Below are 12,068 nucleotides of genomic sequence, written 5' to 3'. Positions count from 1 at the left end.
AGCAGTGGTGAATGAGGGAATAAACCCTAGTGCCGAGGATGTTCAGGCCGCGCTTCAGCGGCTTGTGAGGTCTTCGACCTTCGAGGGATCACAGAGATTGCAGGACTTTCTTGTGTATGTGGTCGAGGAATCTCTGAGCGGTCGGGCCGACGACATTCGGGCCAAAACGATTGCGATGGATGTCTATGGCGGATCAATGTCCGAGATGCCGCGCCGCGAAAACGTGGTGCGGGTGGATGCTGGTCGCTTGCGCCGCAAGCTTGCCGAATACTACGCCACAGATGGGCGCGACGAGAAAACGGTGTTCGACCTGCCAAAGGGCGGATACGCCCCGCTGATCTCGAAAAGGTTGGGTGAGGCGGCCCTGCCTGAGACCCCAAAGTTCGAAACCAAGGCGACTGCATGGGTAAAGCCAGGTGCAGGGATCGCTGGGGTTTTCTTACTGGGCTGTTGTGTGATTGCTTTTTGGTTGGCTTCGACATGGCAGGACAGCGCAACCGATTTGCCAGTCGACGGCCTGAGCCGAGATGAGCGCAGCGCCATTTTTGATGCCTCTCCAATGCGCCTTCAGGCTGTAAATCTGGCCAATACTGGTCGGGACCTGATCTTTCCGGCCCTGGAACCCGCGCGACTTGACGCGGCCTTGACCATATTCAAAGGGGCGATCGAGAACGACGAAAGCTATTTTGGCGGCCATGCGGGCGCCGCGCAGGTTGCGGCGACGATTGCTGTGCTGACACCGGATCCCGATCTGGCCAGTAGCATGTTGAGCTACGCAGACACGCGAGCCAATAGGGCCGTCGAGTTGGCCCCGGAAACGGGTTGGAGCCAATCCGCAAAGGCTTGGGTCGAATTCGCCAAAAATAACTGGCCAGAGGCCATGGAGGCTGCCCAAAGAGCACAGCGTTTGGCGCCCAATGACGTTCATGTATTGGAGTTTGTGTCACTGATAATGCTGTACTCGGGTTCGTTTGAAGAAGTCATTGTGATCAGTGAGGACGCGCGGTCGAAATTCGACCTCGAGCGTGGATATGTGTTTCAAAACGCAATGGGGTCGGCCAAGTTTCATTTGAAGGACTACGAAGGCGCTGTATCAGCCTTTGAACAAGCAACCGAAAATGGCGGCCCTGTCGGACCTGTGTCTGTTGCTTACCTGATGGCGTCTTATCAGATGTTAGGCAACGAAAGCAAAGCGCAGGCCCTGTCAGAAAAACTGTCACGTGAGTGGCCCGACAGTCGCGTGGACGCGCTGTTTCAAAAGCTGTTCGCGGACCCAAAATATGGGAAAGACCTTGGTGACGCTATGAGACAGGCCAATTGGCGACCAGAAAACTCGCGCTAAAGTTGCGCACTTCAGCAGTGGCAATGAAACCTGATGGCTTCGGCGAGGGGTGTGTGGTCACGTGAAAGTCTTGATGGAGCCTAGGGAAATGCCGCCGAACGCCTAATGCACTGATAGTAAACACTATTGCAGTGTGTTGGTTTACAGTGTGCCACACCGAAGTGTGTACAAATGTTTGTTTGTCAGTGCATCTATGGGTCTGGTTTTTTGTTTGCTCTATCAGTTGGTCAACACCCTGTTCCCTTCCACAGTAGTATGCACCATGTGGTCGATTATTTCTTCCAACAGTGATTTTTATTGTTCTGTTGATCGCGGAGAAGTTGATGCTATCGAAACTATAGTCGCGCAGTATCCCAGTCACCCCTGCTGCACATTGCGCAGGGTAGTTAGACGCAATTGACCATGAGGCGAGCACTATTGTAGACAAAACATAACTTCGACGGCGGCGAGAAAGTCGCGACTGACAGGCGGGCACATGCAATGAATCGGGCATACCAACACTTTTTGAGGGCTGGCCTAGCTGTCCTCTGTCTCGCGTTGGTCGTTTGGTCCGTAACGCCATCATTCTCGCACGCACCGGCGATTTTTGAGACAATCCAAGATCATCTGGAAATGGTCGAAGATCATGGCCACTCACATGGGTTTGAAGAAGACCTCTTTTGGGCGATGCACGGTCATAGCCACGATGTGGCCGATCATGACCACAACCAGGCGTTTCTCTCCAGTGGTCCCAGCACTGCTCCTGAATTGCACATAGGCGAGGCGTGGCGGCGGCTAGCTTCGGCCAACGGCCCCACCCGTAAGTTCAGAATAGACCGACCTCCGCGCGCTTGATCGGCACTGCGCAGTTCATGCGCATCACCGATCAATCTAAATACTAAGCGGAGTTACTCCATGAGAACCTTCATTGAAGGCGTCAGACGCAATTCTAAGCGTCTCGCGTTCTTCGTCCTATCCATATTGCTGCTATCGACCAGCGCAGCTTTGGCGCATGATGTTACGCCCGGCGATGCTGGCTACATCCAAGAAATCTGGGGCGTGCACATCATCCCCTTCATGTACCTCGGCGCCAAACATATGGTGACGGGCTACGACCATATCCTGTTCCTCCTTGGCGTCGTCTTCTTCCTCTATCGGTCGAAAGACGTTGCAGTCTACGTGAGCCTCTTTGCAGTGGGGCATTCCATCACGATGCTTGCAGGCGTCTGGTTTGGCTGGGGCATCAGTTCATACATTGTGGATGCCATCATTGGGTTGTCCGTTGTCTACAAGGCACTCGACAACCTAGGGGCCTATCAACGGTGGTTCGGCTTTCAGCCCAACACCAAGGCGGCGACTTTCATCTTCGGCCTGTTTCACGGCACCGGCTTGGCCACGAAGATACTCGACTACCAGATCGCACCCGACGGGCTTCTGCCCAACCTCCTGGCGTTCAACGTTGGCGTCGAGATCGGGCAACTTCTGGCATTGGCTGCCATCCTCATCGTCATGGGGTACTGGCGAAAGAGCGCCAAGTTTTTCGAACAAGCCTACACCGTCAATGTCGTCATGATGACCATCGGCTTTGTGCTGATGGGATACCAACTCACCGGCTATTTTGTGGCCGCATAAGGAACACCACAGATGTTTAACGCAAAGAAACCGAGCCTCGAAGAGTTACCAAGCTCAGCCCAACTCCTTCGGTCCACCATCATCGCGGGTGTCAGCGCCGTGGCAATACTGGTCGCTGTTGTGCTGCCTGCGGAATACGGGATCGACCCAACGGGTGCCGGCCGCGTGCTTGGCCTGACCGAGATGGGTGAAATCAAACAGGACCTGGCGGATGAAGCCGAACAAGACCAACAGCTTCATGGGGCCGATCAGTCGTCAAGCTTATGGGATAACGTGTTCGGTCTGTTCGTTGGCACAGCACTTGCTCAGGAGGCGTGGCAGGATACAATCACGTTCACGCTCGAACCTGGCGAGTTCACCGAGATTAAGGCAACTATGGAAGAGGGCGCGACCCTCTTTTACGCGTGGGCGGCTGAAGGTGGTCGTATCAACTTCGACCTCCACGCGCATGCGGGCGACCAAAACGTGACCTACGAGAAGGGGCGCGGTCAAACCGAAGGCGAGGGCAGTTTTGAAACCCCCTTCGCCGGTGATCACGGCTGGTTCTGGCGAAACAGGGACGATGAGGCGGTAACCGTCACACTCAACCTAAATGGCGCTTACTCGGACATCGTTCGGAGCGAGTGATATCGCAAGCCGCGCATCAAAACAGTGGTGCGCGGCATCAAAACTCCAGTTCGAGTTCTCAAGTAATTGGTGTATGCTGATTAGTTCACTACCCGAGACGCCTTCTGCGGCCAGTACCCAAACCCATTCTGGAATATTGTCTTCTACTGGTGCGGCAGGTTGCGACTAGCCTGCATCTGTTGAACATCGTCAGGCCAAGTGGAACGTATGTAGGCCAGAACGTCCCATATGTCTTCGTCAGTCATGGTGCTTTCAAAGCCGGGCATGCCACTGTTAAAGTCTTTAACACCGCGTGCTGCCAACGCGTCTGCCCCACCTAGTTTGGTATACTCGAACAGCAGCTGATTATCATGGTGCCATGTGTGCCCTGTCACGTCATGTGGTGGAGCAGGCAACACTCCGTCATCGTCGGGTGTCTGCCAGTTGGGTTGGCCTTCCAGATTAACTCCATGGCATGAGGCGCAGTGCTCTGCATAGAGTTCCTGCCCATTCGCGAGGTCTCTATCTAACAACTCATGGTCTGCAGCGACGCTGGTACCAATGCAGCATATAGCAAGTGCGGAAAGGTGTTTTTTCATCTCTGCCTACCTTAACTCGGAAGCGTTAGTACGCTCGTGAGTGTGGCTGTTGTCGCCAAAACCACTAATACGACTATTGCCTCCACCTCGATAGATCGGGCGAGGTGTCGCGCTGCTTTAGCATCTCCGCTTTGCATGGACGGAACAAATCGAAGCTTGTTCGCTGCGGCGAGGATCAACAACAGCCCCACCAGCAACACCTTGAACAACAGTGCCTGCCCGTAGTCAGTGAACAAGATCCCTTGGAGATTGCCAACAAGCAACCAAGCCATCCAGAGACCTGCCACGATCAAAGTCGGAACAATCAATGCAGCAGCTTGTCCAAACCTGTGCCCCAGTCCAGCAGCATCTGTCAGATGTTCAGGCATGAGAGCCAAACTCCGCAGCGGGCTAAATATGCCCACCCAGAAGGCTACACATAGCAGGTGCAATAGCAGCAAGAGCTGGATGCCGACACTCTCTAGCTCGGGTACGTGCCCGATCTGTGCAAAGGACCACAAAGCCACTGTGCCACCCAACAGTGCGATCCATTGACCAAAGCGAGGAACAGACAGCCCCACAAGGATCAACACTGCGCCGATAAGGCGGTAGACAAAGGCGTCTCCCACGGATGTCTGCCAAAGCAGACCAAGCATTTCTGGATCGACCATGCCGTCAACTCCGCCTGTTAAGGCGGCTCCACGAAGCAGGAAACCAACAACCGTTGCGGCGAGAGCAAGCCACGCTAAGGCTCTAGCTTGGCGTTTTATCCCGAGGCTTATCGGTGCGACAAAGCCGGAATAGAGGTAACTAACAATCACAAGCCCGGTGGACCCCGCAAAGCCGATGTAGAGCCCTAGCTTTGCGAGGATCGAGGCAATACCCCAAATGTCTGGCATGCTCATTCCACGGTAAAGGAAAACTTGCCCTGCATCGCATGGCCGTCTTCACCTAAACCACGCCATTCGATGACATAGGTGCCCGTTCCATTGCTCGGCAGTGGGATCGTGAACTCCTGACCAAAATTTGTCTGGTCGCCCAAATCCAGGCTTACGGCCGAGTGTTCTTCATGGGCCATCTGTATCCGTGTCAACCGGATATCCTTAGAGAAGTTGAGGCCAATTTCAGCGGGCACAGTGGTTATTGTGGCTCCGTCGGCAGGAGTTGTTTCTTCGATCTTGGAATGCGCGAGTACGCCGCTGGGAAGGGCAGCCATGAGTGCGAGTGTTATGAACTTTTTCATGGTCCTGTCCTCAATTTATCCCGTTGGCACGTTGAATTTCACGAATGTACGCGATCACCATGGCAACGTCACCTCGCGTCAGACCTTCCACGGGCGGCATGTCGCCAAACTGCCAATGGTGGCTTCTCACACCTTGTGAAACTGCCCTCTGAAAGGCTTCATCCGCGTGGTGGCTGGGTTCGTAGATCTTGTGGATCAGAGGCGGTCCTGCGCCTTCCACACCGACCGCATTGACACCATGGCAAGAGGCGCAGGAGACCTCAAAGACACGCTGGCCGATTTCAGCGTTACCCTCGATGGGCGGCATCTGAATTGCGACCATAGCATCGCCTTCAAGTGGTTCCTGTGGTGCGGCCTCTTCGATTGAACCGGGCCGAAGAGTTGTGAAAGCGGCGACAGCAGCGACGGTGCATAGGCCTATTGTTAAGTATCTTTTTTTCATAGATTGGTCCTGACATTTTGGAAGCTGTTAGTGCTGCGAAACATCGCGAACAGCCGCACGGGCTTGTCGCTTGCGTCCGCAAGGATTTACGCTGCTTCAAAGGTCAGGGGGCCTGTATGGGCTATCTGGTTCATTCAGCTTGGCTTGGGCACTATCCTGGAGCTCTAGGTCAATATCACGTTGACCTTGAGCGGGTTCACCGTTCTCGACGAGCAATACCACTACTTGGCAGATAAAGGGATTACATTCTCCGGTTCCAGAACTCTCTGGGTCATGATGATGACTTGGAACCGAGATGTCACCGCTGCTCATTGCTGATACAGAGTGTTTCGCAGTTTGCGCATGTTCTTCACAATGAATGCCAATGCAACCATTTGATACCGCGTAAGCAACGCCAGCTATGCCGGTCAGGATGACCAGAAAGCTAACCAAAAGCACAAATGGGTATCGCCGGATGACCATGGTGCTGGACGCTACTGCACAGGAGCGTCCATGACAACGCCATACACTTCATCCTAACGGTTCTAGGTGTGGTGCTTGGTCTCGTGCGGGGGGGGGGGTGGTGTCGTATAGGACAGTGGCCGACGGAAGTTATAAATGCAGTGTCTGTACAGTGAGAGATACGCATGCAGCTTCATTTTGTGTCACACCTGTGTGTCACACCGCTCTAATGCTTGCTATCTAGTTGTATTGTTAGGTTTTGGTGGAGCCTAGGGGATGCGATCCAGAGGTGAGAGGTTTCAATAAAATCAGTATCTTAAACGTAGGAAAATTCCTGCGCTGTAACAACCCACTGTAACACTTTTTCAGTTGTTGGAAGGGATGCATGGTGCGGTTTGCATCCTAGCGAAAATCGCAGTTAGTTCCTCTGTTACGCGGGTAGATGGCCGCAGAGCGGACGTTAGAAAAACGCCGTCTACGACCGCTGTGCGGACAAAGCTGACGTTTGCGATATGGCTACCAACGTCTGCTATTGCTCCGGGCAATCAATAAATGATAACTTTGGATGGTGTTACATTAGTCGAGAAATAGCATTATCTAAGTTTTAGAGACGTTTTCCAGTAGGCTTGGCTACATTTTCTGACAAATGAAATCCTTTCGCTTGAAAATTAGCTAAGCGCGCAGCGCCATCACCACTTGTTGATACAGCATCCAAAATCTGCCAGCATACTTTGAAATGTCTTACTTCGAACGTCATGTGAGTATTTTTGCGAGTTTGATGTGTACAAAAACTCAAAGCGACTATTGACGATATTGGCGGCAGATGTTGCTGGGTTTACGAAGCTCGTTTCTGAGGATGAAGAGGCTACCCTACATCGTCTCGCAGAGCTTCGTTCGATTATGGACCCGATTATCGAGTCCTATGGAGGCAGAATCGCAAACACGGCAGGCGATAGCGTGCTGGCGTGTTTTGACAATCCGTCCGGCGCGGTAGAAGCAGCTATTTCTATTCAAGAACAACACAATGCCAACAACGCTCAGCTTAGAACAAGCGACCGTATGAGGTACCGGATCGGCATCAATATTGGTGAGGTGGTTCAGCAACCCAACGGTGATTTGCTGGGTCATGGAGTGAATGTAGCATCCCGACTTGAGACGATTTCGGAACCCGGTGGTATCTGTTTAGCCGAAAACGTTATTGAGCAAGTCAAAGGAAGCTTGGATTACCGATTCACAAAAATCGGCGAGCATTTTGTCAAAAACCTTGATCAACCATTGAAGGTATACAAAGTAGGCGAGGCCACCCTGCCAACCTACGAGAAGGCCGTGCGTAGACTTCAAGCTTGGGTTCGTGGGCAGTACTTTTTGCCCCTTTTGTTCGCGGTTGTATTAATATCTATTGGCTTCTCAGCCTTTGCCCTTCTGTCAAACAAATCCGACGAAGCCAAAAATTTTGACCCTGAATACCTCGAGGACTTTCTGACGTTAGATCCATCTCCGGAAGAATTGCTCGATTTTTTTGATTTGGTAACCGTCGGCGAATACAGGGATTCGACTTACTACGTAATCAGAACGTGGGGCGCAGAATTTGAGATTCTTGAAAAGGTTTCCGAAGCCTTAGGTGGCCACCTCGTTACCATCACTGACGAAGAAGAAAATGACTTTGTGTATCAACTGACGCTGGAAGATGATGGGCACTGGGCGTTTGAAGGAAACCTCGCTCTGGGACCATTAATTGGTTTGGTGCAGGACCCTGAAGGCGCGGAGCCTGATGGTGGCTGGAGATGGGCAAATAGTGAGCCCATAAATTTCTCCAATTGGAAGCGAGGTAGTCCCGACAACAGCAGCGGCAATCAGGATTTCGGAAATTTTCAAGGCCCTAATGTTCCCAAAACCAGCCCTCTATGGAACGACACAACAGTATGGAAGCGTTCATTCATAGTTGAGGTTCCCAAACCTTAATTCCGCAATGTACCAGACACACTTTTGCGGAAGGTTCATAAATCAAGCCTGGTGCTTGACTGATTCCAGAACACCTCACTAGCATCAGTGATAAGTATTCTGGTGGAGTATTGGTGATATGCGACTTTTTTTCGTTTTAATTTTAATTTGTTGTGTTGGGTTTTTAGGCGTAAAACCGGTTGTGGCCGATTTCGCAAACGCCCAAAAAAGACTGGAATTCTTCTCCGCGAATAGTTCCTACCGAAATGCCTGGTGCCCGGAACGTAAGCCTTCCAAATTCACAACCGCACCGATCACTCAACCCTTCAAAACAGCATCCGGCAAAGACCGACCTCCCGCTGTTTTTATGAATGAGCTCGGCGCAGCAAATTCCCATCTACTTCGTACCGGTTCCAAAGCGGACGCCAGCCAGATTGCCGATCAGCTTGCAGTTGCCGCTCAAGCCAGAGCATTCGAAAAACAAGGTTTATACGATGGCGTGAAGATAGACGCAGCCTGGTGGCAAGCGAACATCTTGCTCAACTTGTCTATGGTGTACGGTTCGCTAAGCGCAATTCTGGGAAAAAATGACCCAAGGGTTGTCACAATTGCAGATTGGGGAGATAGACTTGCAGCAAGAGCTGGCTCAGTAGGCGGTTTTGAACAGATGTATGGTAAAGAAGGCCATGCCGCCCGTGCGGCTGGGCTTTTGGCATGGGGTGCAGAAACAGGAAATCGCAAGGCGTTCAAAAAAGGTGAAAGAGACTTAGCATATTTAGCACGGCAAATGCGCCCGAATGCCCCTTTGGCCGGTACATTTGACCAAGCTCGCAACAAACGTCCGGCCAAACGACAACTACACTACACGTTTATCACATACGGATACCTCGTGCTTGCGATGGATGCATCGCGGCGTGGTGGTGGAAAAGGCTTTAGGCATAAGAGCCGTCAGACAGATATCCATGGAGCATTGGTATGGCTTGTTCAATCATCAGTCGCGCCGAAAAATCCAGTTGGATTAAGTGGTCCCCAAGACACCTTTTTCTGGACTACGCGAAGCGATAGGTACCACAATCTCGCTTGGGCGGAGGCTTATCTTCGCAACTATCCTAACACCGAAGCAGGATTGCTTTTGAAAAGAAAGCTCAAAGGCAAACGTTCGCGCGGCGTGTTTGCCGGGTGGTATGGTGGCAACCTGACCTGTTCTCTTGGCCCGGGCAGTTAGGCCCAACCAAGTTTCGTGAGTGCCGCTTGTTTGCGCTTAAAAATTGGCGCAACAAAGTTGGGAACCTGTCATCACGTGCCATGTTCATTAAATTCATAGTGTAGCGTAGTGTACGAGAAACACCGGCACCAGTGAGCTTGTGGTGCAGACGTGTAAAGCGGCCAAGGATGCGCGCAACGTCACCGCCCGTTGTATCTTCGGTCATGCCCAATTTAATGGTGCCAGCCAAAGGCTTCTTTCCAAGAGCGGCGAGCGCTTCGTCATGCAAATCCATCATCCGGTGCGCATACTCTAACAGGCGTGTACCGGCCTCGGTGAACAATGGCCCACCGGCGCGGCGTGCTAGGAGTTCACAATCTAGAACAGTCTCAAGCCGCTTGATTTTGTGGCTCACTGCAGGTTGAGACAGCGCTAAATGCTCGGCGGCGCGCGTTACACCGCCATGGGTCGAGATCGCGACCAAGGCGCGCAAACCTTCGATGTCCAAACGCTCAGCCATTCGGAATTTCTATCGCTACATGACAATCATTCATTTGCTTGATCAAGTATCAAAGCGCTAGGACTTGCGAAAGAAAAAAATTGGAGTTCCCCTCATGACCCACCTCGTCGACCAACATGTTCTCATCAACGGCACCCGTATTACACATGGTGTACACGGAGAGGGTGAGCCCGTGGTTCTCCTGCATGGCACACCGTCTTCCTCGTATATTTGGCGGAACGTACTGCCAACGCTTGTCGAAGCTGGCTACAAAGTACATTTGTATGACCTGCTCGGTTATGGCCTGTCAGAGCGCCCGCAAGACCCGAGCATTGATACGTCCGTCACGGGCCAAGTGCCGATCCTTGAGGGGTTGCTGGATGTTTGGGGCCTTAAAGACTTCCACTTCATCGCACACGATATCGGCGGCGGCGTTGCCCAGAGGTTCGGCATTCAGTCGCCGGAACGGCTGCGCAGTTTGACCATGATTGACGTAGTAAGCTATGACAGTTGGCCATCCAAACGCACGCGCGAGCAGATGCAGGCCGGTTTGGAAAAGCTGATCAAAGCGCCCGATACAGACCACAGAGAACACTTTCGCAACTGGCTCAACTCGACGGTTCAAAACAAGGAGCGCTTGGCGGAGACGTCGATGGAAACCTACCTCGATTTCATTTGCGGCCCAGTCGGACAGGGCAGCTTCTTTCAGCATCAAGTGATGCACTATGATCCGAAGCACACAGACGAGATAGCCCCGCGCTACGGCGAGCTTGGTCAAAAGCCAGTACAACTGATTTGGGGTGCAGATGACGCATGGCAGGTAGTGGATTGGGCGCACAAATTACACTCGGCAATTCCAGGATCAGAACTGCATGTGCTAGAAAACTGCGGTCACTTCTCAATGGAAGATCAGCCGGAAAAGATCTCTGGATTGCTCGTCGACTTCCTCGGCAGAAACCGATGACGCAACTACGGAAAGCTGCCGTTAATGAAAACAATCGGGACGGCAGATTCGTCCGCAAAGCGGATGCTCGGCAGGTCGGATTGAACGACAGCTTCGAGCCCAAAGCGGCCTATTGTGATCCATCGCGTGCCGGATCGATACGATGGCAGAGACCATTGTATGACCTCTGCCTTATCCCTTTTTGGAAGGCGGGTTTCCTCCGCCTTTCGAGGCCCAGTTTGGACCAACAATGCTAAGAGCTTTGGGGCACCGGAAGCGGTGGGACGAGTTGTTCCATTGGTGGCGGCATAAGAAACAAAACGTACACCTGAAGAAGCTGCGCCGCGGACACCTATTCTTCGACAATTCCCACGGCGAGACCTTCCGTGAAGCTCAGAGCTACTCTGTCTCCCGGGCTAAGCTGTTCAACAAACTCACGACCAACTTCTGTTTCAACCTCGATCATTTGTTCCGTGCCGCTGCTGTCTGTCACAGTGGCGATTGAGCTCGCGGCGTCGAAGGAAACAAAAGTCAGAATTAACGTAACCATCGTTCCGGCAGCCACGCCCGGTGTTGATCCCTCTGCAGCCTGGGCTTCCAATTCAACCATACTGTCAACCTCACCGGGGAAGGCCATGCTTGCAGCTACCCCCAGTGTGTAAACCGCTTTGACTGTGTCGCCTTCTTCAATTTGGTCGAAGTTTACGACTTCCGGTCCCGCAACAATGGTCTCTTCTTCGCCCGTCTCTGAGTTTTGCAGCACGATAAGCCGAGTGTCCGGATCAACCGACTTAACTGTCGCATCGGCTTCGATGGTCACGCTGCGCTCAGCTGTTTGAGCGAAACTGAGCGCGGGCAAAATCAAGAAAAATGCGGACGCTAGAAGTTTGATTAGCATGTCTTCTCCTAATGAGATTGATGATGGAAGTCTGCAAAGTAGCACACAGTTTCGCAGGATAGCCAAACGTTGCCACACCGCTTCGCAGTTTCAAAGATGTTTGTCAGTCAGCATCAGCAAGGACCGAAGTTCTCGAGCATCAGATTTCCACCAGAGCGCACACGTAATCTTGAGTGCTTGGGCGGACAACGCTTCAGGTTTCGGTCTCTTGCTTGCCATTCTTGGTCCTCCGTTTCCTAAATATAGCAGTGGACCAATTCAGTTGGGGAAGCTCATACAAGGCTGTAGGCTGAGTACCGTTGTTTATATTGTTTAGGGGT

Annotated in this window: 12 protein-coding genes; 6 read left to right on the top strand and 6 right to left on the bottom strand. The window is 52.4% G+C overall.

The window, feature by feature from the left end; genetic code table 11:
• Positions 1-97 precede the first annotated feature (97 nt).
• From GOV89_RS13375 to GOV89_RS13365, 3 genes are all read left to right on the top strand, one after another.
• Positions 98-1,342: an adenylate cyclase gene (locus GOV89_RS13375; protein ID WP_171238406.1), complete on the top strand. Its 1,245-nt coding sequence runs from the start codon at positions 98-100 to the stop codon at positions 1,340-1,342.
• A gap of 894 nt (positions 1,343-2,236) precedes the next feature.
• Positions 2,237-2,953 (top strand): HupE/UreJ family protein, encoded by a 717-nt coding sequence (locus GOV89_RS13370; RefSeq protein ID WP_171238405.1) that lies wholly within the window; start codon positions 2,237-2,239, stop codon positions 2,951-2,953.
• A 12-nt stretch (positions 2,954-2,965) separates the two neighbouring features.
• Positions 2,966-3,580 carry a transmembrane anchor protein gene (locus GOV89_RS13365; protein WP_171238404.1) on the top strand — a complete coding sequence of 205 codons (615 nt, stop codon included), beginning with the start codon at positions 2,966-2,968 and terminating at the stop codon, positions 3,578-3,580.
• A 143-nt stretch (positions 3,581-3,723) separates the two neighbouring features.
• On the opposite strand, the gene GOV89_RS13360 is transcribed toward GOV89_RS13365, so the two are convergent.
• From GOV89_RS13360 to GOV89_RS13345, 4 genes are read right to left on the bottom strand one after another with little or no spacing between them, the layout of a single operon-like run.
• The gene (locus GOV89_RS13360) at positions 3,724-4,158 is read right to left on the bottom strand and encodes a cytochrome c (protein WP_171238403.1); all 435 of its coding nucleotides are present in this window, start codon (positions 4,156-4,158) and stop codon (positions 3,724-3,726) included.
• 11 nt (positions 4,159-4,169) lie between these two features.
• On the bottom strand, positions 4,170-5,036 hold the full coding sequence (locus tag GOV89_RS13355) for a copper resistance D family protein (RefSeq protein ID WP_171238402.1): 867 nt from the start codon (positions 5,034-5,036) through the stop codon (positions 4,170-4,172).
• Positions 5,037-5,038: 2 nt separating this feature from the next.
• Positions 5,039-5,380 (bottom strand): copper resistance CopC family protein, encoded by a 342-nt coding sequence (locus GOV89_RS13350; protein WP_171181708.1) that lies wholly within the window; start codon positions 5,378-5,380, stop codon positions 5,039-5,041.
• 10 nt (positions 5,381-5,390) lie between these two features.
• Positions 5,391-5,822: a cytochrome c gene (locus GOV89_RS13345; RefSeq protein ID WP_170787093.1), complete on the bottom strand. Its 432-nt coding sequence runs from the start codon at positions 5,820-5,822 to the stop codon at positions 5,391-5,393.
• Positions 5,823-7,043: 1,221 nt separating this feature from the next.
• On the opposite strand from GOV89_RS13345, the gene GOV89_RS13340 reads away from it, so the two are divergent.
• Positions 7,044-8,225, top strand: coding sequence for an adenylate/guanylate cyclase domain-containing protein (locus tag GOV89_RS13340; RefSeq protein WP_171238401.1), 1,182 nt, complete (start codon positions 7,044-7,046; stop codon positions 8,223-8,225).
• A 118-nt stretch (positions 8,226-8,343) separates the two neighbouring features.
• On the top strand, positions 8,344-9,429 hold the full coding sequence (locus GOV89_RS13335; RefSeq protein ID WP_171238400.1) for a hypothetical protein: 1,086 nt from the start codon (positions 8,344-8,346) through the stop codon (positions 9,427-9,429).
• Here the strand turns inward: GOV89_RS13335 and GOV89_RS22695 are convergent.
• Positions 9,350-9,928 (bottom strand): LysR family transcriptional regulator, encoded by a 579-nt coding sequence (locus GOV89_RS22695; RefSeq protein WP_217352164.1) that lies wholly within the window; start codon positions 9,926-9,928, stop codon positions 9,350-9,352. The genes GOV89_RS13335 and GOV89_RS22695 overlap by 80 nt on opposite strands.
• A gap of 94 nt (positions 9,929-10,022) precedes the next feature.
• Between GOV89_RS22695 and GOV89_RS13325 the strand changes: the two genes are divergently transcribed.
• Positions 10,023-10,871, top strand: a complete 849-nt coding sequence (locus tag GOV89_RS13325) for an alpha/beta fold hydrolase (protein ID WP_171183687.1) — start codon at positions 10,023-10,025, stop codon at positions 10,869-10,871.
• A 331-nt stretch (positions 10,872-11,202) separates the two neighbouring features.
• On the opposite strand, the gene GOV89_RS13320 is transcribed toward GOV89_RS13325, so the two are convergent.
• Positions 11,203-11,670 carry a hypothetical protein gene (locus tag GOV89_RS13320; RefSeq protein ID WP_171238399.1) on the bottom strand — a complete coding sequence of 156 codons (468 nt, stop codon included), beginning with the start codon at positions 11,668-11,670 and terminating at the stop codon, positions 11,203-11,205.
• Positions 11,671-12,068: the final 398 nt, after the last annotated feature.

This window comes from Ruegeria sp. HKCCA5763 (genome assembly GCF_013034545.1).
Lineage (GTDB): Bacteria > Pseudomonadota > Alphaproteobacteria > Rhodobacterales > Rhodobacteraceae > Ruegeria.
This window is presented reverse-complemented; position numbering and strand designations above follow the sequence as displayed.

Coding starts and splice junctions, on each gene's coding strand:
- GOV89_RS13370 (WP_171238405.1), top strand. CDS start 2,237: ATGAGAACCTTCATTGAAGGCGTCAGACGCAATTCTAAGCGTCTCGCG.
- GOV89_RS13365 (WP_171238404.1), top strand. CDS start 2,966: ATGTTTAACGCAAAGAAACCGAGCCTCGAAGAGTTACCAAGCTCAGCC.
- GOV89_RS13360 (WP_171238403.1), bottom strand. CDS start 4,158: ATGAAAAAACACCTTTCCGCACTTGCTATATGCTGCATTGGTACCAGC.
- GOV89_RS13355 (WP_171238402.1), bottom strand. CDS start 5,036: ATGCCAGACATTTGGGGTATTGCCTCGATCCTCGCAAAGCTAGGGCTC.
- GOV89_RS13350 (WP_171181708.1), bottom strand. CDS start 5,380: ATGAAAAAGTTCATAACACTCGCACTCATGGCTGCCCTTCCCAGCGGC.
- GOV89_RS13345 (WP_170787093.1), bottom strand. CDS start 5,822: ATGAAAAAAAGATACTTAACAATAGGCCTATGCACCGTCGCTGCTGTC.
- GOV89_RS13335 (WP_171238400.1), top strand. CDS start 8,344: ATGCGACTTTTTTTCGTTTTAATTTTAATTTGTTGTGTTGGGTTTTTA.
- GOV89_RS22695 (WP_217352164.1), bottom strand. CDS start 9,928: ATGGCTGAGCGTTTGGACATCGAAGGTTTGCGCGCCTTGGTCGCGATC.
- GOV89_RS13325 (WP_171183687.1), top strand. CDS start 10,023: ATGACCCACCTCGTCGACCAACATGTTCTCATCAACGGCACCCGTATT.